At 46.8% G+C, this 21,906-nt stretch carries 11 protein-coding genes, 1 tRNA gene and 10 pseudogenes; 6 read left to right on the forward strand and 16 right to left on the reverse strand.

The features are described 5' to 3' along the window. Positions 1 to 21: 21 nt before the first annotated feature. On the reverse strand, positions 22 to 2,157 hold the full coding sequence (locus KGP22_RS18590) for an ornithine decarboxylase (protein ID WP_223580475.1): 2,136 nt from the start codon (positions 2,155 to 2,157) through the stop codon (positions 22 to 24). Between the two features lie 181 nt (positions 2,158 to 2,338). On the opposite strand from KGP22_RS18590, the gene KGP22_RS18595 reads away from it, so the two are divergent. From KGP22_RS18595 to KGP22_RS18605, 3 genes are all read left to right on the forward strand, one after another. Next, entirely contained in the window at positions 2,339 to 3,052 is a 714-nt protein-coding gene (locus tag KGP22_RS18595) for a DUF554 domain-containing protein (RefSeq protein WP_223580477.1), read from the forward strand. Between the two features lie 95 nt (positions 3,053 to 3,147). Beyond that, a tRNA-Phe gene (locus KGP22_RS18600) sits at positions 3,148 to 3,223 on the forward strand. A gap of 193 nt (positions 3,224 to 3,416) precedes the next feature. Next, on the forward strand, positions 3,417 to 4,670 hold the full coding sequence (locus tag KGP22_RS18605; RefSeq protein WP_223580479.1) for an integrase arm-type DNA-binding domain-containing protein: 1,254 nt from the start codon (positions 3,417 to 3,419) through the stop codon (positions 4,668 to 4,670). Positions 4,671 to 5,285: 615 nt separating this feature from the next. On the opposite strand, the pseudogene KGP22_RS18610 reads toward KGP22_RS18605, so the two are convergent. Beyond that, positions 5,286 to 5,474 (reverse strand): annotated as a pseudogene (locus tag KGP22_RS18610) (transposase domain-containing protein); the annotation flags it as partial. Positions 5,475 to 5,529: 55 nt separating this feature from the next. On the opposite strand from KGP22_RS18610, the gene KGP22_RS18615 reads away from it, so the two are divergent. Next, positions 5,530 to 6,645 carry an IS110 family transposase gene (locus KGP22_RS18615; RefSeq protein ID WP_223580480.1) on the forward strand — a complete coding sequence of 372 codons (1,116 nt, stop codon included), beginning with the start codon at positions 5,530 to 5,532 and terminating at the stop codon, positions 6,643 to 6,645. A 276-nt stretch (positions 6,646 to 6,921) separates the two neighbouring features. On the opposite strand, the pseudogene KGP22_RS18620 reads toward KGP22_RS18615, so the two are convergent. From KGP22_RS18620 to KGP22_RS18675, 11 genes and pseudogenes are all read right to left on the reverse strand, one after another. Next, positions 6,922 to 7,524 (reverse strand): annotated as a pseudogene (locus KGP22_RS18620) (IS66 family transposase); the annotation flags it as partial. 91 nt (positions 7,525 to 7,615) lie between these two features. Continuing rightward, positions 7,616 to 8,476, reverse strand: a complete 861-nt coding sequence (locus tag KGP22_RS18625; protein ID WP_223539549.1) for a reverse transcriptase domain-containing protein — start codon at positions 8,474 to 8,476, stop codon at positions 7,616 to 7,618. Positions 8,477 to 8,515: 39 nt separating this feature from the next. Beyond that, complete coding sequence (locus KGP22_RS18630) at positions 8,516 to 8,851, reverse strand: hypothetical protein (RefSeq protein WP_223539550.1); 336 nt, start codon at positions 8,849 to 8,851, stop codon at positions 8,516 to 8,518. 530 nt (positions 8,852 to 9,381) lie between these two features. Beyond that, a pseudogene (locus KGP22_RS18635) lies at positions 9,382 to 10,146 on the reverse strand (transposase); the annotation flags it as partial. Positions 10,147 to 10,165: 19 nt separating this feature from the next. Next, positions 10,166 to 10,513: an IS66 family insertion sequence element accessory protein TnpB gene (tnpB, locus tag KGP22_RS18640; RefSeq protein WP_123060778.1), complete on the reverse strand. Its 348-nt coding sequence runs from the start codon at positions 10,511 to 10,513 to the stop codon at positions 10,166 to 10,168. Then, positions 10,510 to 11,183, reverse strand: a pseudogene (gene tnpA, locus KGP22_RS18645) (IS66-like element accessory protein TnpA). The gene tnpB and the pseudogene tnpA overlap by 4 nt, the downstream one beginning before the upstream one ends. A 46-nt stretch (positions 11,184 to 11,229) precedes the next feature. Further along, positions 11,230 to 12,575, reverse strand: a protein-coding gene (locus KGP22_RS18650) for an IS3 family transposase (protein ID WP_223580481.1) whose coding sequence is annotated in 2 segments (ribosomal slippage) — positions 11,230 to 12,090 and positions 12,093 to 12,575 — 1,344 coding nt in all. Because the reading frame shifts where the segments join, the coding sequence is not laid out codon by codon here. Positions 12,576 to 13,103: 528 nt separating this feature from the next. After that, a pseudogene (locus KGP22_RS18660) lies at positions 13,104 to 13,299 on the reverse strand (IS1-like element transposase); the annotation flags it as partial. Between the two features lie 986 nt (positions 13,300 to 14,285). After that, a complete protein-coding gene (locus KGP22_RS18665; RefSeq protein ID WP_143345522.1) occupies positions 14,286 to 14,924 on the reverse strand; it encodes a helix-turn-helix domain-containing protein in 639 nt (212 codons plus the stop codon). A 269-nt stretch (positions 14,925 to 15,193) separates the two neighbouring features. After that, positions 15,194 to 16,034, reverse strand: a pseudogene (locus tag KGP22_RS18670) (IS5 family transposase). A 986-nt stretch (positions 16,035 to 17,020) separates the two neighbouring features. Then, the gene (locus KGP22_RS18675) at positions 17,021 to 17,695 is read right to left on the reverse strand and encodes an EAL domain-containing protein (RefSeq protein ID WP_172621922.1); all 675 of its coding nucleotides are present in this window, start codon (positions 17,693 to 17,695) and stop codon (positions 17,021 to 17,023) included. 1,083 nt (positions 17,696 to 18,778) lie between these two features. Here KGP22_RS18675 and KGP22_RS18680 point away from each other — a divergent pair. Further along, positions 18,779 to 18,970, forward strand: coding sequence for a transposase (locus tag KGP22_RS18680; protein ID WP_223580482.1), 192 nt, complete (start codon positions 18,779 to 18,781; stop codon positions 18,968 to 18,970). A gap of 85 nt (positions 18,971 to 19,055) precedes the next feature. Here the strand turns inward: KGP22_RS18680 and KGP22_RS18685 are convergent. Together KGP22_RS18685 and KGP22_RS18690 are read right to left on the reverse strand one after the other, a co-directional pair. Beyond that, positions 19,056 to 19,681: pseudogene (locus KGP22_RS18685) on the reverse strand (IS630 family transposase); the annotation flags it as partial. After that, positions 19,682 to 20,147: pseudogene (locus KGP22_RS18690) on the reverse strand (transposase); the annotation flags it as partial. A gap of 222 nt (positions 20,148 to 20,369) precedes the next feature. Here KGP22_RS18690 and KGP22_RS18695 point away from each other — a divergent pair. After that, positions 20,370 to 21,082 (forward strand): annotated as a pseudogene (locus KGP22_RS18695) (IS256 family transposase); the annotation flags it as partial. On the opposite strand, the pseudogene KGP22_RS18700 reads toward KGP22_RS18695, so the two are convergent. Beyond that, positions 21,024 to 21,205, reverse strand: a pseudogene (locus KGP22_RS18700) (hypothetical protein); the annotation flags it as partial. The pseudogenes KGP22_RS18695 and KGP22_RS18700 sit on opposite strands and share 59 nt — an antisense overlap. Positions 21,206 to 21,906: the final 701 nt, after the last annotated feature.

Below are 21,906 nucleotides of genomic sequence, written 5' to 3' on the forward strand. Positions count from 1 at the left end.
GGGTGAGGGCAGCAGCCCGCACTATCTCAGCACATACCCATACAGCCGCTTAATCCCGTCGGCATCCTTCTCGCTGTAAACGCCCTGCAGTTCCGGCGAGAAGCCCGGCAGCAGGTTGATGCCCTCCTCCAGCGCCAGGAAGTAACGCTGTACCGCCCCGCCCCAGACTTCACCCGGCACCACGCACAGCACGCCTGGCGGATAGGGCAGCGCCCCTTCGGCAGCAATCCGTCCTTCGGCATCCCGTATGCGAACCAGATCCACGTCTCCGCGAATATACGCCTGATTGGCATCCTGCGGATTCATCACCACCTCAGGCAGGCTCTCCTTGCGGAACATCGCTTTCTGCAAATCCTTCACGTCGAAGCTGACGTAGAGATCGTGCATCTCCTGACACAGCTGGCGAAGGGTGTAATCCCGGTAGCGCACCGGGTATTTCTGGAAGATCGTCGGCAGCACGTCCGCCAGCGGCGTGTCGTCTTCAATATGCTGTTCAAACTGTCCCAGCATCGCCACTAGCTGCGCCAGCTTCTCGCTGCTTTCGGCAGGGGTCAGCAGGAACAGGATCGAGTTAAGGTCGCATTTCTCCGGCACAATGCCGTTTTCACGCAGATAGTGCGCCAGAATCGTCGCCGGGATCCCGAAATCCGTGTACTCGCCGGTTTCGGCATTGATGCCCGGCGTGGTCAGCAGGAGCTTGCACGGGTCGACAAAGTACTGCTCGCTTGCATAGCCCTCAAAGCCGTGCCATTTGGCCCCCGGCTCGAAGCTGAAGAAGCGCAGCTCGCTGGCAATGGCGTGCGTCGGATGATCCTGCCACGGCCGCCCCGCTACCACCGGTGGGATAAACGGTTTGATCATATGACAGTTGGCAATGATTGCCTTGCGCGCTTCAATCCCCAGCTCGACGCACTCCGCCCACAGCCTGCGTCCGCTTTCCCCTTCGTGGATCTTGGCATTCACATCCAGCGCTGCAAACAGCGGATAAAACGGGCTGGTGGAGGCATGCAGCATAAACGCGTTATTCAGCCGCTTGTGCGGGCAGAAACGCGCCTGACCGCGAATGTGGTTATCCTTTTTATGGATCTGCGAGGTTTGCGAAAACCCGGCCTGCTGTTTGTGCACAGACTGGGTTACGAAAATCCCCGGATCGTTCTCGTTCAGCTCCAGCAACAGCGGGGAAGTTTCTGCCATCATCGGAATAAATTGCTCGTAGCCCACCCAGGCGGAGTCAAAGAGAATGTAGTCGCACAGATGGCCGATCTTGTCGATCACCTGACGGGCGTTGTAGATCGTCCCGTCGTAGGTGCCAAGCTGAATGATCGCCAGGCGGAACGGACGCGGCTCGTCGGCTTTCTCCGGCGCCGCCTCGCGGCTCAGGTTCCGCAGATACGCATCGTCAAAGCAATGGTCGTCAATCCCGCCAATAAAGCCAAACGGGTTACGCGCGGCCTCAAGGTAAACCGGCGTGGCACCCGCCTGGATCAGCGCCCCGTGGTGGTTAGACTTATGGTTATTGCGGTCGAACAGCACCAGGTCGCCGCGGGTCAGCAGCGCGTTGGTCACTACCTTGTTGGCCGCTGACGTGCCGTTCAGCACGAAGTAGGTTTTATCCGCGTTAAACACTTTCGCCGCGAACTTTTGCGCGTGCTTGGCGGAGCCTTCGTGGATCAGCAGATCGCCCAGCTTCACGTCGGCATTGCACATATCGGCGCGAAACACGTTCTCACCGAAGAAATCATAGAACTGCCGCCCTGCCGGGTGCTTTTTGAAAAAGGCGCCGTGCTGGTGTCCGGGACAGGCGAAAGTGCTGTTGCCCATCTCCACATACTGGCTCAGGGTGTCGAAAAAAGGCGGCAGCAGATTCTCTTCATAACGGCTGGCAGCGCTCTCCAGTTCCAGAAACTCCTGAGCTTTGCCCGAGATGACCGCGGTGGCGCCGTCGGGCACCTCCGTTGGCTCCGGAGAGAAAATAAACACCGGCAGCTGAAAGCCCGTGCGTTTCAGCAGTGCAAGGATACCGCTGCGGCTTTCAGCCGTTGTGATGACGACGGCCGCCACATCGGTAAAATCAGTGCTGTCCAGCGTCACCTTTTCGCGGTGCGTAGACACAGTGGAGAGCAGCTCGCGGCTGACGGCAATTTTCATGGTTTTCATAGGCGCAGTTACCCTCACCGGGCGGTGAGACAGGGAGGAGAAAATTCGCGCAATAATGTCACCTTTTATTTTGAGGTGCAAGAAGGAATCAGTATGCACGAAATCAGCCAAAGCTAAGGCCCGCGAAGCCCTGCCGTGCCATAATAATGCAATATCAATGATTAAATAACAGGAGTTAACTTTGGTTATCGGGCCATTTATTAACGCAGGAGCCGTATTGCTGGGCGGCGTACTCGGCGCCGTGCTGAGCCAGCGGCTGCCGGAGCGGATTCGCACCTCCATGCCCTCAATATTCGGCCTGGCATCGTTAGGGATTGGTATTCTGCTGGTGATCAAATGCGCCAACCTGCCGGTGATGGTGTTGGCCACCCTGCTCGGCGCGCTGATTGGCGAATTTTGCTATCTGGAAAAAGGCATTAACAGCGCGGTGAGTAAAGCCAAAAACCTGATTGCCCGACCGGGCAAGGCGAAACACGGCACGCACGAGACGTTTATTCAGAACTATGTCGCCATCATTATTCTGTTTTGCGCCAGCGGCACCGGGATTTTCGGTTCGATGCAGGAAGGGATGACGGGCGACCCGAGCATTTTGATTGCAAAAGCGTTTCTTGATTTCTTCACCGCCACTATTTTTGCCACCACGCTCGGCATTGCCGTGGCGGCGATTTCCGTGCCGATGCTGCTTATTCAGCTGGCGCTTGCCACCTGCGCCACGTTAATTCTCCCGCTCACTACGCCAGCGATGATGGCAGACTTTACCGCCGTCGGCGGCCTGCTGCTGCTGGCTACCGGGCTGCGCATCTGTGGGATTAAGATGTTTGCCGTGGTGAACATGCTGCCCGCGCTGCTGCTCGCCATGCCGCTCTCCGCGCTATGGACGCACTTTTTCGCTTAAGGATGCGGCGAAATGGTGAGAGATTGCGCAGTCTGTAACGAAAACAACATTTTTCGTTGACGCCACCGGGCAGATCGGGTTTAATGCGCCCCGTTGCCCGGATAGCTCAGTCGGTAGAGCAGGGGATTGAAAATCCCCGTGTCCTTGGTTCGATTCCGAGTCCGGGCACCAAATTCATATCAACGGACCTCCACGGAGGTCCGTTTTTGCATTCTAAGCCCGCCAAAACCAACTCCTCTTCAATCCCTTAACTCCACAACTCAATCAACTTCAACCCGCATCAAGTCCCTTGCGAGGGTACAACTGAGGGTATAGTCTGATTCGATAAGATTTATACCCCTTTTACTATCAGGAGATACCCCCAATGGCGCTAACTGACGCTAAGATCCGTGCAGCTAAACCGGATGGAAAACCTTATAAACTTGCCGACAGCGGCAACATGTTTTTGCTCGTTCACCCTAACGGCTCGCGCTACTGGCGGCTCCGCTATCGGTATCTGGGCAAAGAAAAAACACTCGCTCTGGGTGTCTATCCTGAAGTCTCGTTATCAGAAGCAAGGGAAAAACGCAATGTAGCGAGGAAGCTGATAGCAGAAGGAACCGACCCGTGCGAACAGAAACGGATCAAAAAGTCTGTACCTGAAACAGCTCTGACATTCGAAGGAATCGCAAGACAGTGGCATAAGAGCAACAAAAAATGGTCAGCTTCACATAGTGAGAAAATACTGAAAAGCCTAGAAAATCATGTATTTCCCTTTATTGGCTCACGTGACATTACCACCCTCAGAACTCCCGATTTACTTGTTCCAGTAAAGGCTGCCGAAGCCAAAGAGATCTATGAGATTGCAGCGCGCCTTCAGCAGCGTATCACTGCAATCATGCGTTATGCTGCCCAGTCAGGTATTATCACCTATAACCCTGCCGTGGATATGGCTGGTGCTTTAACGACGGTGAAACGCCAGCACCGCCCTGCCCTCGCCTTAAATCGCATTTCAGAGCTTCTTGAACGACTGGATGCATACAGAGGACAACCTCTCACCCGGCTAACAACTAAACTCACCCTGCTTATCTTCATCCGTTCCAGTGAACTACGCTTTGCCAGGTGGTCCGAGATCGACTTCAGGAAAGCCATGTGGGAAATTCCTCCTGAGCGGAAACCTATTGAAGGGGTCAAGTATTCCTATCGTGGCTCAAAAATGCAAACAGAACATCTTGTGCCACTCTCTACTCAGGCGTTGAATATACTGCAGCAGATCCACACCATCAGTGGAGATCATGAACTGATTTTCACCGGCAATCACAATCCATGGAAACCCATGAGTGAGAACACGGTGAATAACGCACTGCGACTGATGGGCTACGATACAAAGGTCGAGGTCTGTGGTCACGGTTTCCGGGCAATGGCCTGTAGTTCGTTGATTGAGTCAGGGTTATGGTCCAGGGATGCTGTTGAACGCCAGATGAGTCATCAGGAACGTAATGGCGTGCGTGCAGCTTATATCCATAAAGCGGAGTTTCTGGATGAGCGCAGGTTGATGCTGCAGTGGTGGGGGGATTTTCTGGATGCAAACAGTGAAAAACCGGTCTCACCTTTCGATTACGCCAGACAACAATTATAATCTATTCTCCCGACAAAAATGCCGGGAGAATATTTCCTTATTTTTTTCTCTTTATACCTTTCTTCACCGAGGGCTGGGGAATCATTAACACCTGCTCCTGTGCTGAAATATTTTACGCAGGGAAAATGGACTACCTATACTACCCAGGTTGAAACCTGTCACAGCGATTAACAATAAAATAGACACAAAATAACGGGATATCACTATCATTTTTTAACGGATGAAGAAATTAATGCACTAGCAATAAAACGAATGATTTCCATATCGTTGGCGGAGAGCTGGAGATCCCCGTGCTGCTGAGTGAAATCTCACCACCTGAACACGTCGATTTTTCTGGAACGAATGAAATCTGCATTAAGCGAAACATGTTCCGGTTTACTGAATTCTCCAATACCGAGCGTATTCTACGCCTCATCAGGAACCATGCCGATACCGACGCCGGTAGTTTCACCTAACAGTCCACCTTTCTGGCAAACGATTTTCAGTCTCAGCACCATACAAAAAATGCCAGTATGGGGTATTCTTTCTTTTTTGAGCTTCACACCCTCAACGATGAAAAACTGTTTGCTCTCATTAAATGTAAGCGTACAGCAGGAGCCGTATTAACGAAGAGGGTTATTCCGCTGGCAGCGTGACGCGCCACGGTAGCAGCTCGCTGACCCGGTTGACCGACCAGTCAGATATGATGTTGAGCACATGACGGAGATAGCTCTCTGGATCCACGCCGTTCAGCTTGCATGTACCGATCAGGCTGTACAGTAGCGCTCCGCGCTCACCACCGTGGTCAGAGCCGAAGAACAGGAAGATGGTATGACCTTTATATAATCACTTTAGCATCGGTGCATTATTGGAGGTCATCATGTTACAAAATTCCCCTTCGATTTATGTTGGTCTGGATGTGCATAAAGAATCACTGGCTATCGCGATAGCCAGTCCTGAGCGCGGTGGAGAAATCCGCTTTTATGGTAACATCCCAAATCAACAGCAAAGCATTAATCACTTATTTTTAAAGATAAAAAAGCAATACTCATACATTATGGCTTGTTATGAAGCGGGTCCCTGTGGATACAATATTTATCACCAGCTAACAGCTATGGACGTTGAGTGTATTGTTGTAGCGCCATCACGGATCCCAAAATCACCCACAGACCGCATCAAAAACGATCACCGTGACGTAGTTGGTCTGGCAAGATTATTACGTGCCGGTGAATTAACCCCAGTCTGGATCCCTGACCTGACGCACGAAGCAATGCGTGATCTGGTTCGGGCCAGGGCTGCTTCAAAGCAAGATAGCCGCATTGCCAGGCAGCGAATACAGAGCATATTGCTGCGTAATGACCGGAGATATGACAAGAAGCCGTGGAGTTACAAACATCGGATCTGGCTGGCCAACCAGACTTTTCCTCTACCATCGCAACAGATTGCATTTCAGCACTATTGTCAGAGCCTCGAACAAATAGAAAGCCGAATAATACAACTGGATCAAAAGATTGATCGGCTGTTACCCGAATGGTCGTTATACAATCTGGTCTGCCAGCTTCAGGCGCTAAAAGGCGTGGGTAAAACGATTGCAATCTCACTTGTGTCAGAACTTGGCGATTTCTCTCGTTTCCCTAATCCAAAACAAATCATGGCCTATATAGGGTTAATTCCGGGGGAATATTCCAGTGGTAACAAAACTCGTTCCCGGGGCATAACAAAAACCGGTAACAGTGAACTACGAAGGCTATTGTACGAAGCTGCGTGGGCATATCGTTCTCCGGCAAAAGTTGGAAGCTGGCTCATTACCTACCGACCAACTGAAACCACACAGGAATCAAAAGACATTGCCTGGAAAGCTCAACAGCGGTTATGTGCCCGCTACAAAGCGCTCTTACAGAGAGGTAAACGGTCACAAATTGCTGTTACAGCGGTCGCCAGGGAACTGACAGGATTCATGTGGTATATTGCCCTGGCGGCTCGACAATCAGGGTAACAGTACAGCGTTAAACCCTGAAGTGCCGGGCACGGAATGAGTGATCCTCGTCAAGAACGTAGGTCGGAAGGCAACAATCCGATACCAGCAGGTAGAAAGAGGCAAGCTCACTACGAAAACCTTCGTGGGGCAACTAATCCCCGAATAAGAGTCTGTTCAATTCAGGATACAGCTCGGTCACTTCAGGTTCTCTGACGCCTGCGACTGTTTTAAAGCACAGAAAAATAAGGCTGTGCAGGACAAGTACGGCCGAAATTCTTGACAAAGGTCATAAGAGTTTTTGCGACCCAGGCTGACCATCCGCAGCGCATTTTCAGCGATGTTGTTATCAGCTTCGACGCAGCCGTCTTCCGCATAGTACTTCAGTGCCGGCCACTGGTCCAGAGCGTACGTGAACGCCTTCGCCAGCTCTGAGTGCCTCGACAACGTTTTCATCTTTTCACGCAGCTAGCTTTCCAGTGATTTCAGTCGCGGTTTCGCTTTCTGCTGACGTTCGCCAAGGCGCTGCTCTGCTGGCATTCCCCGTATTTCAGCCTCGATGGCATACAGTTCGCCTATACGTTTCAGGGCTTCCTCCGTCAGCTCTGATGGCGTGCGAACGTGCACATCATGGATCTTGCGGCGGGCGTGAGCCCAGCAGGCAGCTTCTGTTATCTGTCCATTGCGGTACAGTTCGTTGAACCCGGCATACGCATCTGCCTGCAGCACGCCGCTGAAGCCAGCAAGATGGCTCTGCGGGTGGAGTCCTTTTCTGTCCGGGCTATAGGCGAACCACACGGCTGCCGGCATGGTCGAACCAGCGTTGCGATCGTCACGAACATAGACCCACAGCCGACCGGTACGGGTTTTACCATTACCGGGCTCCAGTACATTCACCGGCGGTCGAGTAGACCAGAGGGATCCTCCCCCTCTGGCCGCTCACAGAACCGTACGTGAAGCTCTCAGCTCATACGGCTCCTGTTATTCAACTCTATCTGATCATGAACTTCCAGTGTACAAACAGTGTCTTATTACGCTGTCTGATCCGCTCCAGTACTTCACTGGCGCGACTTTGATGCCACCGATATTGCTTATAACGGCACCGGACCCACTTTACCAACCGCCAGTCCAGTATTCGCCATAACCTGTTCATTTCACTTGGATAAAACTTCCCATAATAATTGATCCATCCACGCAGCTGCGAGTTGATTCTTTCCGCAATTTCTTCTGCCGACAGGCTTGTCAGCCGCTGAATATTCCATTTACGGAATGTCCGGACGATGGCTTTCTGGGCCTTATTGCTTATTGCCGGTAGAAATCCGGTGAACAGACCACCTGCAATCTTCCTTGCTGCACGGCGGCGGAAGGTAAACCCAAGAAAATCGAATGAATAGTGACCATCGCTTTTGCGTCTGGCCAGTGGGTGACAGTTCACGATCCGGGTTTTCTCCGGATGTAGCTCTAACCCGCAGTCTTTCATTCGTTCCCTGAGCTGGCTGAGAAGCAAACGCGCTTCCCATCGGCTCCGACAGTGAATGACGCTGTCATCGGCATACCTTTCCCATGCATTATTTGGGTAGTGTTTCTCCAGCCATTTATCCTGGGTGTAATGCAGAAAAAGATTTGCCAGCAGTGGACTGATTACGCCACCCTGCGGGGTACCCTTTTCTGGTGAATGACGATGCCCGTCCGGGAAAATGATCTCAGCTTTCAGCCATCGCACAATGCAGAGTCTGACCCATGGGGCAGGATGCAAATGATCCACAGCCTTCAACAGCAGAGCATGATCAAGATTATCAAAGAAACCTTTGATATCCAGATCAATCACCCATTCGTATTTCCAGCAGTTCACTTTTGCCTGTGCAACGGCATCATGCGCAGATTTTCCCGGTCAATAGCCAAATGAAGAATCGCTGAACAACAGGTCCCACTGCGGTTCCAGTATCATCTTGACGGCCATCTGTGCTACACGATCGCTGACAGTGGGGATCCCCAATGGACGAGTTTTCCCGTCTGACTTAGGAATTTCCACACGCTTCACCGGCGGCGGCATATAACAGCCAGAGCTTAACCGATTCCAGATCTTGTAAAGATTCCGGGACAGATTATGCTCAAACGCTTCAATTGTCATTCCATCCACACCAGCTGATCCTTTGTTGGCTTTGACAGCCAGCCAGGCTCTCCAGATAATGGTTTTATCGATCAGATAAGGTTTTGCTTTGTTCAAATTAATCATCCTGTCAGCAGTTGTTGCTTTAAACAAAGCTGAATAACGTTCCCCCTTCGCTCCAGCACCGTTACAGCGCCTTCGTCACTACTACGGGGAACTCCGTCCCTGTACGCCACATCGGTACTCTTTCTGCGCGGTGTTTTGCCACAGTTTCTCCCTTAGCATCGGCGTGTCAGGTTCACACGTTCCGTATCTGAGCCTGAGAAGAGATCATGCCACCTCAATGCCGGTTGCCGGATGGTCAGTAAACAGGTTTCCACCATCCTTATCCCGGGGTAACGACAAGAACCCGGTTTTGACAACGCTTACACGTAACGACACTTGTCCAGTGGTTCACTCGCGTTCATCTTCTCTGCTCCTACCTGACGGCTTCTTGCCGCCTTTTCCCCAGCGCTTCCTGCTGTGGCTCTTTACCACAACAGTCTGAGGTGGTTTGTATCCTCCTCCTGTAAGGCGAATACGGAAGGCCATCTTCCATCTCAGACACAGCATGGACGGAGCCTTCCCGGTTCCGTCCTTCGTGTCACACTGTCGTCGGCATGTACTTTACCCGGCATCAGCACATAGTGGTTATGTTCTTCATACAACGGACGAAGCTGCTCTCCTATAACATCAACCCAGCGTCCCATCGTATTGCGGCTCAGCTCCACGCCCTGGCGGCTGTAGATTTCAGCCTGACGATACAGGGGAAGATGTTCAGCGAACTTTGCCATGATGATGCGGGCCAGCAGGCCCGGGCTGGCGTAACTACGCTCGATGGGTTTCGGCGGCAGCGGTGCCTGCACGATACAGTCGCACCGGCTGCAGGCCAGTTTTGGCCGCACCGTTTCGATAACCCTGAAGGCTGTGTTGATGATATCCAGCTGTTCGGAGATACTTTCGCCCAAAGGTTTCAGTTTACCACTGCAGACGGGGCATCCGTTTTCTGGTGGGTAGATAAACTGCCTGTCGCGGGGGAGTGCTGCCGGAAGCGAATTACGGGCAGATGAGTCTGATGCTTTCGGCGTATTATCTCCGGCCATTGAGGTGAGCTGCGACTGCGCTTCGCCAAGCCTGTTCTGGAGTTCGGTTATGCGCTTTTCAGCCTGCACGATCTTCTTTTCTATCTTCTCGCGGTTTTTCTCGCTACTGCGGCCGAACAGCATTCTCTGCAGTTTAGCGACCAGCGCTCTGAGTGAGTCGATCTCGCGGGCATAGCCAGTTATTTCATCGGACAAGCGAACGATAACCGCCTGTTGTGCGACCAGCAGGGCCTTCAGTTGCTCGATGTCATCGGGGAGTGAACTGTTCATGCCCCTGTTTTATCATGGGTTATATCCGTATGCCAGGCCGTTCCGTTCGTTTTGGATGCTGCCACGCGATCCCCTCCAGCAGCATGGACAACTGGGCGGGCGTCAGATGCACTTTCCCTTCACGAGTCACCGGCCACACGAAGCGGTCCCGCTCGAGGCGTTTGGTGAACAGGCATAGCACGTCACGATCGGCCCACAGGATTTTCACCATTTTGCCGCTGCGACCACGGAACACGAAGATATGCCCGGAGAACGGATCATCTTTCAGCGTGTTCTGCACCTTCGAGGCCAGACCGTTGAAGCCGCAACGCATATCTGTGACGCCCGCGATGATCCAGATTCTGGTGCCAGTCGGCAACGTTATCATCGGACACCACCTTTCATTTCGCGGATTAGCGCCCGAAGAAGCTCCGGGGTCACCGGGTCAAACAACTTTACAACGCCTGATTTAAGATGCAGCTCGCACCGTGGCGCGTTTCCGGGCTCATCTCCAGGAGAATCATCAGGTTTGTTTCGCCAGAAGGGATTCGTCACTGCCCTGATCGGCTCTGGCGTATCAGTCAGCGCCACCGGCACAGGCTGGCATTCCTGTATGTCATCATCGCTCAGTAAGCCGTCCTCGTACTGGTTTTTCCATTTAAACAGCAGGTTATCATTTATATCGTGCTCTCTGGCGATCCGGGCAACGACAGCACCTGGTCGTAATGCCTGCTTCACCAGGCTGACTTTAAATTCACGGCTGTAACTGGCACGCCTGTCTTTGCGCCATTTTCCTTCGTTAATTTCAGGACGAGTGGATTCATTTTTCGGTTGGCATAAAGGATGGCATCAAGCTGAGAGAATGAAATTGAGTCAGGAAACGGCCATGCGAAACCGGATGCAATAAATGTCTGAAAAAGCGTATGTATTGTCGAGTGACTGAGGCCAAGACGCTGGGCGATGATCCTGATGCTTAACTTGTCTTCAAATCTTAATCGCAGAGCATCGGGTAGATAAGAACGGAAGCAGGGAATATCTTTTGTTGTCCGGGAATTCATCGTTCGTGTCCATCAATATTGATCTGCGCCCCAGATCTTGGACAACTTATGCAGCCTGACTCAATCGATATTGTACCGGACTAAGACCGCCAAGTTTTTCCTTTATCCTCAATTGGTTATAATAATCAATGTAATCGATAATGTCTCGCTTTAAGTCATCCACATTTTTATATTCATTGAGGTAATAACATTCTGATTTCAATGTTCCAAAAAAACTCTCTATCACTGCATTATCAAGGCAATTTCCCCGACGAGACATACTCTGGGCGATGCCACTATCTTTTAACCATCGTTGCCAGCGTGACATCTGATATTGCCAGCCTTGATCGCTGTGCAATATTGGGTGTTCGTCTTTCGGCAACTGTTTCAGCGCATCCGCGAGCATAGTCTGCACCATTGAAGGTAGAGGGCGGTTAGCGAGGTTATAAGCAATGATTTCGCCATTATAAAGATCCATGATGGGCGACAAATACAGCTTTTTGCCATTCACTTTAAACTCAGTGACATCTGTGACCCACTTCTCGTTGGGGCGTTCTGCGTCAAACTGGCGTTTCAGGAGATTATCGCAAATTCGTCCTTGTTCTCCTTTATATGAACGGTACTTTTTGACGCGAATCAGGCTGCTAATACCCAGTTCCTTCATGAGTTTTCTAACGGTTTTGCCATTAAGTAAAACCCCCTCGTTACGACATGCCAGCCTGATGCGTCTGTAACCATAGCGACCTTTGTGCTGGTGATAAATTTTCAGCACAAGCGCTCTGGCAGACTGGTATCGGTCCGGAGCCGCAAGACGTTTTACATGATAGTAAAATGTACTCCGGGGCAGCCCAGCAACGATTAACAATCGGGACAATGGCCATTCCTGCCTTAGTTCACTTACAATGCTCACTTTTTCCTGGGCGCTGAGCATGTTTTCTGCTGAACCAAGGCCTTCAGCTTTTTTAAGTAGGCATTCTCGACCCTGAGTTGTTCAAGTTCCTCTCGCTCAACATCGGTTAATGCTGGCTGTGGTGGGACTGGCGTGATGCTTTTATCTGGCACTGGGATGATCTTTTGATTTTTTCGGGTGAAAGCATCCTCGCCATGTTTTCTATATTTTTCAAGCCAGGTACATACAGTACCAAAGGCTGGTATCCCATGTTTTACCGCAGTTTCACGAACAGAGAAGCCATCATCCACAACTTCTTTTACTACCATAAGTTTGAAATCAGCAGAGTAGCGTCCCTTTTTACCCGTAAGCACACCGATCCCATGCTCCCGGTAGGCATAAGCCCATTTTCTTACCGTGCAAGGGCTTATGTCGTACATCCTGGCTACAGATTTCAGACTCAACTCATCTTCCAGATACTTCTCTGACACTTCCTTTTTGAATTCCAATGAAAATTTTGCCATGCGCCCTCAGTTTTTGATCTGGTGTCTAACTTTTGGGGCGCACTACAATATAGATGGACGCGATTGTTGCCAGACAGGACAGTTTTCACAAGACGTCGTAGATGGTGCGCTTACTCAATTAGTAGAAAATGTATTTTCCTATGTATGCTCCGATGACTTATTCATTTAACTTAATAGAGCGGAAAAACTATTGATTTTTAGGAGCAGTCGATTGTTCTGGTTTGCAGCATCATGCTGTTTTGCTGAATACGCTGCGCTGTAATTTCTCCGACTAGATGCTTATACTTCGGTACTTCTCTGGTATAACACCTCGAGTCATCGCTGGTTATGATGCCCCCCTTAAAAGATTACCCAAGGCCAATAGTTAACGAAAGGTTACATAATTTCATAAGCAAAATATGCAGGCCAGAATGCAACTATTTTCCATGTCGTACGCGTCCCAAACCTGTGCGGTAGGGATTTTCCACTAAAAAATCTCAATTTCTCATAGGGTTAGCAGATAAGTGCGAGATCAGTATGGGCATTGCAGATTACGGTGGTGATGTCGACTTTCAGTATCTTAGCGGTATCGCGATCCCCAGAACCGTTGAAGGTTATTTCAGTGTACTGCTCTTTCCCCCGGCCTTTGAGCTTTGTAGGAGTAAATGAGTTAAAATACGCGATGACAGTTACGGCAGCGAAAACAGTCGTTTCTTTTTGGGTTCTGCCAATGTAGATAAATCACAGAGGTTTTACAACGGGGACAAAGACATTAAGGCTGACGATGAGTAAACCTCAAAGCGATCATTATATAAGACATTAAACTAATTATAGGAATCACCCACACAAACATCATGCATAATAACCTACACCCCGCGAACATATTTAGCAATCTGCTTCAAAAAATCAGTTGAGAAACACGACAAGTCATCAAAACGCGTATAAGAAAACACCAGGTGATATACAATACGTTAATTAAGTTCAACAACACACAACTATGCAAGAAACCATCACAACTCACCTTTTATTTAAAATGAAATGATTTAATGTTGGCAATATTATAATCAACTGATGAAAATTCCCTAACCCTAACTTAGAAAGAAGAGACGTTCTAAAATTAGAAATATCTTTAACACTTTTCCCTCGAAAGAATGATTGTTTTACTCCTGAAAGATACAAGACATACATTATATTCATTTTTGTAAGATTGAGCAATATCCCACGATTATTTAATGCACATGATTTAACAGATATTGCATTGTGTAGATTATATATGTTTTTAACCACAATGACATTTGGAAATATCATACAAAAGAAACGCTTATATTTATAAAGTCGTTTCGATAAATATAGTATTATATCTAATTTACTCTGCTTCCTATTTACCTCTTTGTAAATACCATTTACATCAGAAAAATCCATGATGCAAACATGTAAAGTACTTTTATTTTCTACCAAACCTAAATCAATTAGTGCAGAACGAAGAAAAATACACGAACATATTATATTCATATAGATATAAGCGGATATGTTATAGGTTATTTTATGTAATAGAGGTTCTTATCTGCATCAATAAGAAGTTCTTCTTCTCTGTCGTGCAAAAGATTAATGTAACAATTTCTTTCAGTTGCTGGTACAACCTTTATAATATAGTCATGCAATCGCTCAAGCTTTAATAAATCATCGCACGATTTTATCTTTAACTTAATGTCATCGAACATATATACCTCTTTAATATCTTTCAGGAAGCTTAGACAAATGAATGAGCTTACCCCTTTTTGTTTTAATATATCCGCCTTCATTAAGCGCAGCAATAATCTTACTCAAAGAGCTCCTTGAAATATTAACTTGTGAAAGTACAAAATCAAACAATGATATTCCCTCCCTTTCATTAGGTGGTAATCCCCATAGGATCTCAAGTTGAGCTTTAACAATTTCGTACTTTGTTCTCCTGTTAACTGAATTTTCTCTAAAAGTTAAAAGCTGATTTGAGTAAGAAAGTATTTCACAGATATGCTTCCATAACCCAAGTCGGTCAGCCACTTTTATAAAACTGCTGTTAGGAATGAGGGAATATATGCTATCCACATTAAAATATATAGTATATTCTTCATTTGAAAAAAGCTCAGCCAAACCAATAACAAATGGAGATTTGTATTTTAAAATAATCAAACCGTCAGTTCTGGCGATAGAAACACTACCTGAATGAATGAATACAACATCTTTTATCAGAAAGTAACTCCTCCCTTTAGCATGTCTCATTTTAAACAAATCACTATACCCATCAAATAACATTGATATGGCTGATGATGGTAAATCCAAAATTGAGCCTTCATCGCGTACTGCTCTTTCCTCTGTTTTAATTTCCATATAACTCCATGCTTAAACTAATAATTACATTAAGAAACTTACAAAAGTAAATTAAATTTACGGGTTATAATTATCAATAGGCATATCTTCCTATCATTCTATGTGTATGTGAGATTTCCTGTGGTTAAAGTTACGGTTCATTTTCCTTGCATGCCATAACCGCGAATAGTGGACACGGAGTGAGCACAACGACTTCTGGACGGTATTGATATGCAGTATCAGAACAGCAATATGAAGCGATGTACTAATGCATTTCTGCCGGATAAAGCTTACTCCGGGTATATGTTACGGAAGATACTTAGAGCCTCTCTCAATAGGACTTTATTCCAGACGATAAGACCACAGGCAAAATGCAACATGGCCTCGTAATTTTCTGTCTTCTTTTCCCATCGGGTCAGGACACGGCCAAAACGATTCATCCAGCTATAAGTTCTTTCGACAACCCAGCGATGGGCTTTGAAGTCCTTGTTTTTACTGGCATATGACTCTTCTTTACGGGACTGGATATGCGGTTCGTAGCGGCGGCCCTGTAGATATGTTTTCAGCCAGCCAGCATCGTAACCTTTGTCCAGGCAGAGTCTGAGTTTTTGCCCCGGACGACCCGCCTGAAGCGCATCGAGCGTATCCGCAACCAGGTTCATGTCGTGCGTGTTCGCTGCTGCGACAACCAGAGACAGAGGAAACCCGCTGGCGTCCGTCAGAAGCCCGCGCTTTACGCCTTGTTTCCCTCTCTCAGTGGGGTTGCGGCATGTTTTTTGTTCCTGACAGCGGCGATTTGGTCATACAGCCGTCCATTGACAGCCAGGACCAGTCAATGCTGTCCAGATGCCCGCAGGCAAGCAAACCGTTCTGCCAGAAGCGCTCGAAGACTCCGGCATCGCGCCATCACTTAAAGCGCCGGCGTGCAGAACTCGATGAACATATCCCGGTGGCGTTCAGGGCGTTCCACTGGCAACCGGTCCTGAGAACGAAGAATATGGCGTCCATGGCAGCACGGTTATCAACGCGTTTACGGTGCGTACCGAGTGGATGGCAGGTTTTGTGCTCAGGGATAAGCGGTGCCATTATTTTCCCGAGCTCATCGCTGATCTGCCATTTGCCGCCCGTCATATTTTCGCCTTCAGAAATTATCAGTTACGACATCTGACAATCTCTTCTGGGATAGGTTCTTATAAGCATAGGGATAAAGCTATTATCCCTCGAAAATAAAATGAGAAAATGGCATCATATATTCGTTCACAATTAGAGCGTGAAGCATACCGCAATCGCAATGTTTATGAATGTAGAATTATTCTCCTGAAAGATTATCGCCACATGATACGACAAAAGGCAAGAAATTATCTGGCTATGGAGATACTAGGTTGCATCAGACTATTTTACAGAAAATTATGCGATTCAGGAATACTTACTTAGTGAGTAAACTATCAACCATTATTGACTCATAATGAGACCAACCACAATCAGCAATAAACTTCGTGGCAAATACCTTCCTGAATAAAGTAACGAAGCATTAAGACTTGTGGAAAAATTCGGAGTTATTGCGCCCATGAACTTAACCTTTACGCAACCCAGGTCTATGTCCTGTGGGGTAAACTGCATCACTAAATAAAGTCCGCTGAAAGTAAGGCTTGGCTGGCAAGGGAAATTTCCATGTAGATCTGATTGTACTATCTAAAAATCTGTTGAACGAATGAATGGTATTTAAGATAGATTTTCCAGGCGTCGTAACGTTTGCGGCCACATGAAGCGTCCGTATCAGTCTGAGCTTGGCAAAAACTTGTTTTGATAAAAATATATTCTCCATAAAATCAAAACCTTCTATCGAACTCTATGGAAATACAATCTATTCATACCTAGAAATGTACATCCCTCACCACTATACTCTACTAATTAACGTAGCAAAAGTATAGAATACCTTAACTTTCTCAAAAGATATTTAACCCAAGACAATTCATAATCAATATCATCTACTACTTTATAATATCTCATGTCCGTAATTATTGATTCAGGTGAAACGCACATTTTAAACATAAAAGAATAAATATAAAGACACAATAGAAGGCAAATAGTGAATATTAACACAGTCAACCCGCCCCTCATATTACTCTAGACTTCCAAAACCAGCCCTGATACGCTTCAAAGTCATGTTTATAATAAGCTTTCAGTTCGGTAATGTTTTCAACCCCCTCACATATAACATCAATATTTTCCATATGGAGATTGCATATAATCTCATCAATTAATTTTACTCCATATTTAAACTCCAGTATATTCTTTAAGAAAACCCTGTCTATTTTTACAACTTCAAATAATTTTAAGTATTTTTTTTGAATCGTTATATCGCCTCCCCCAAAATCATCTAACCATAGTGGAGCAAACCTTCGTAATTTCATCAAAAACTTCAAATTTTTTTTAAGATCTATTTCCTCACTTATTTCAACCCGAAGGATATTACGTAACATATGAATAGATGAAAGTAACTCATGGTCTTCCACTAACAATATCAACAGTCTCTCATTCAGATTCAAAGAAATAGGTTTGTTTATATTTTTTTTAAGTATATTGACCTTCCCTATTTGCACATTAAGTACTTTTGCACACATTTCCAAACTGAGTGTATTAAAAAAAACACCAGGGTTAATTATCCCCCCTTCATACTCACTATAAATCTCAGTCAGCAACTCATACCCATAAATATAATTTTCTCTACTGACAATAGGTTCAAGACGAAAAGTAAGGTTGTATACAAACTCGGAAGTTCCTATTTTCATACAATACCCTGTTGCTGTGACCATTCAAAAACTCAATATAAAAAACATTCATAATTCGAAGTAAATTACTGCCCCCCCCTAATCCATTAACTTCATCTTGAATAATGCACATCAATATTTAAGTATTATTGGTTTTTACTATTAAAAATTGTGGTGAGAGTCTATAAAGGTTGGATAACAGTGTTGATGTCGACTTTAATGATCTGTAGGCATATCGAACTCCAAGCCCATTTGAAACTATCCTGGTGGTTTCTCTACTTCGCTTAAAGCCAGATTTTAAGGCGGAATATAAGTTAGTGGGCATTAACATACGGTACAAGTCACTATCACGAATTTTGGCTTCTGGGTATTGAAATGCACCTTAGCAAAGGAGCAACCGGAGGAAAACATTAACACTAACTCTTAATTGATTTGTTCAACTCGAATTATAAATGAAATTCAACCAATTAGAGTCATAAATCAAAAACTTTATGATTGAGCCAAACGATATCATCGTTTTTCAATTGTTCCTCAGTATTTTTAATAACATTAAACCAAACACAAAGGTTTCAGCCATAAATTCAGAAACCTCACTCACCAAGTATTAACCCAGCATTCTATGCTATTTTACTTATAAGTTTAATCTTTGCTAGCACCCAAAACTATCAAATACACAATTTATATGCTATTCTTTTGCACTTTTCGTGCACTAGACTGCCTTTGTAATTAATTCATCTTCTAGTGCAATCTTATTACATAATCATATTGATATCTATTCAAAATTTTAATTAAATACTTCGTACTGAAACTGCTTTAATATAGCTACCGCACAAGATTATTATCTTGTTCAATTTCAATTTCAATTTCAATTTCAATTTCAATTTCAATTTTACATTCACTTACATATCTCAACAAGACCTCAAATACATATTTGTACATATTTATAAACACCTTTATACACATAACATGAATGGGCAGCATCGTCTTTTCAGGGCAACCTTCACGGCTCCCACGCGATGTAGCACCATGAAACACCGTACAGAAGCTGTATGATGTTGTTGAATAAACCGGACACTAAACTTACATCCATAATGGAGGTATTTAATGAACCAGAAAACCAAATATGCAGACGTGTTTAAGGAGGAAGCGGTCGAGCTGGTGATTGAGCAGGGTTATTCGCTCGGGAAAGCCGCATCATCGCTGTGTATAAGTGACAAAACGCTGCCGGTATGGGTACGTAAGTTACGTAACCAGAATTCACGTGGCCGGAGTGATGATAAACGGGCTGAAATTTAGAAATTACTTCGTGAAATCGAAGAGTTAAGAACTTAAGCGGATCACTTACTAAATAGCTGCATCTAATACCGCTCCACTTTTCCTGCCCATGTTTTCCTCCGGGGAACGGGCTGACGGTTTCCATTAAATGGTGAACCTTTCTCAACAACTGCCACATTGTCCGGCACTGATGGTTCCGGGTTATCGTATCGTGCAGGGCCTGCCAGAGTCGCTCAACGTGGTTCACCCACGGCGAGTAAACCGGCTGGAAAATCACTCTGAACTTCGGTTTTTCCTTCAGCCAGCGCTGCGTTTCACGGCTTTTATGAATGATGTAGTTATCCACGATAAGCGTGATGGTTTTGCCCGGTGATACGTGGCTTTAAGGTGTTTCAGCAGGCGGATAAACAGTACCGAACTTTTGCTGCAGCCTCCCACGTAACTGACTTTTCCTGTGCCGCTGTGTAACGCCCCGGCCAGATAATATTTTCCATTCTGCCCCGGTGTGACCACACATTTTTGATGCCCGCGCAGCTGCCAGTCCGCTCCGATTTTGGGATTGAGTTGGTTATCCACTTCATCCTCATAAAAGACCGGGTGCTCTGTGCTGCATTCGTCCAGCGCTTTATGGATGGCGGCCATCTTTTCATCTTTATGTGGATCACGGATACACAGCGTCGGAGCCGCCCTGCGCCATACTATCCCAGCGATGGGCAACCAGCGACGGAGGGTTACCTCCACCAAGCGTTGGTGACGTTTATTACGAGTCTGCTGTGTAAGTCGCTCCGGGCGACGGATATATGGAGCTGGCTGTACCCGTTCTAGTTCAAGTGATTCTTTGGTGATAACTCACCGGCAACAAGATGTATCAGAGGCATATGTCTGTACATCATCAGTTCGAGTGCATCACCAATATTTTCCAACAAGTGCCAGCGATCGGCCACCTGCCTAGCCTGAAGAGCAACTTCACGTGCTGCTATAGCATAGATACCGCCGCGATCGCGAGAGACCACCTGTGTTTCCGGATATTTCCTGAACCAGGCAGATCGCGGCCGGGATGCAGGACGAGGGGACGGTGAGTATCAAGATTGACTATTAACGTGCCGTAACGGTAACCCCGATGCCATGCCCATTAATCGATACCAACATGGGGCGTGCCTGCCGGTTTCGGCTCCGCTGTATTGATCACCCTGTGAAGGTTAGGAAATAACGCGTTCACGTTCCTCCGGAACCATGGTTCATCTTCGCCTGAATAGGCACGTCATCTACAACGACCGACTCAGCCCCTCACGAGGCGTCGTTGCCCGTCTTAGGGCATGGTGTAAATTTGGAAGTATGGTAAGAGCCATCGGCTTATCCGGTAGGATAATGGTTGCAAAGACATTATCTTTAAAAGGAGTCAACCGATGGTGACAACAACATGACATTCAGCAAGACCATGATGCAACACAGCGGCGAGGAATTTCTCCGTGAACTCACTAAATTTATGCTCAACCGTATAATGGAGGCCGAGGTCACACAGCTTATAAACGCAGAGCTGCATGAGCGCAGCGATGAACGAGAGAACTACCGCAACGGCTACCGTGATCCCCATTAGAAAACCCGTCTCGGTATGCTCGACCTGCGAATCCCGAAGTTGCGTGAAGGCACCTACTTCTCATCCTTCCTCGAAGCTTGAAGGCTGTAGGAGAACGCGCTCAACGCGGTTATCTGGGAAGTGTGGATAACGGCGTCTCGACCCGTAAGGTTGACGCGCTGGTCCAGTCGATGGGGATGACCGATATCTCCAGAAGCCAGGTGTCATCCATCTTCCGCAGTATCGATGAACTTATGCAGGCCTTTCTGCAGTGGCCGCTGGAAGAGGAGCGGCCCTACCTGTGGCTGGATGCAACCTAAGTGTAGGTGCGCAAGAACGGGCGGGTGGTTAGCGTCGCGTCAATAATCGCCTGCGCGGTTAACCTAGACGGACGTCGGGATATTATCGGAATGGGCATCGGTGAGACAGAAGCCAAAGTGTTCTGGCTGGCTTTCCTGCTCAACCTTAAAGAGCATGGACTGGAGGGCGTGAAGCTGGTTATCTCCAACTCGCACAGCGGCCTGAAGGCGGCGATACAGCAGGTGTTCTCAGCCAGCGATTGTTGTACCAGTCCCTCCCTGTCAGCATAGCCAGCTCCACTTCCTGCTTGGTTTTCCATCTTTTTTATGTATCACCTCCGCCTTATACAGGCCGTTTATGTTTTCTGCCATTGGGTTGTTATTCACCTATAATATCCATTCTTTTTTGTTTTTATATTTGTATAATTTTACACTACATATACACATAACTTAATTATAATATACCTAACAACATATAAATGGCATGGACCCTAACGTTATGTATGATTTTTTGAGTTGCATATTAAGCGTTCTGCTGTTTGCTGCGGCTTTCTTTTGTTTTAAAAAACATATGAATACAAAAAGAAAACGATATATTGGCGAGATTAGACATGATGGGGTTGTAAAGTTATTTTCGGTTTTAAAGGATGCTATTCTGCCTTAACAAAATAAGGAGATAATCCTAATTGGCAGCATAGGATTTCTAATAATCATTTAGAATGCTTTTGTGTGATTCTCAACTGAGTATAAGACATAGAACTTTTTGTTCGCCATTATCTACCGCTTGGTTTCATTTAGCAGAGTGTTAAAGAGCGGTGCACTGTATCTTTTTAGGTTGCAGTCCTGCAGAGCCAGTAGTGTTTGATGATGCTGCCAACGAGTATCTATTTATCGACGAGTTTGCAAATAAGCGGCATATCAGGATGTTCTGCGCGTCAATGCGTTATTTGGTTTGGTGCGAGTTTTGAAGCCTTGAGGACGATATTAATGAAAATTGCAAGTGTATTTATTTAACTCCCGGCTTAGGGGCATCAAAACGTAAGTGAGTTAAAAAATGTATTGGTAATTACGGTAGCGAAATC

This window comes from Enterobacter sp. JBIWA005 (assembly GCF_019968805.1).
In the GTDB taxonomy this organism is placed as follows: domain Bacteria; phylum Pseudomonadota; class Gammaproteobacteria; order Enterobacterales; family Enterobacteriaceae; genus Enterobacter; species Enterobacter vonholyi.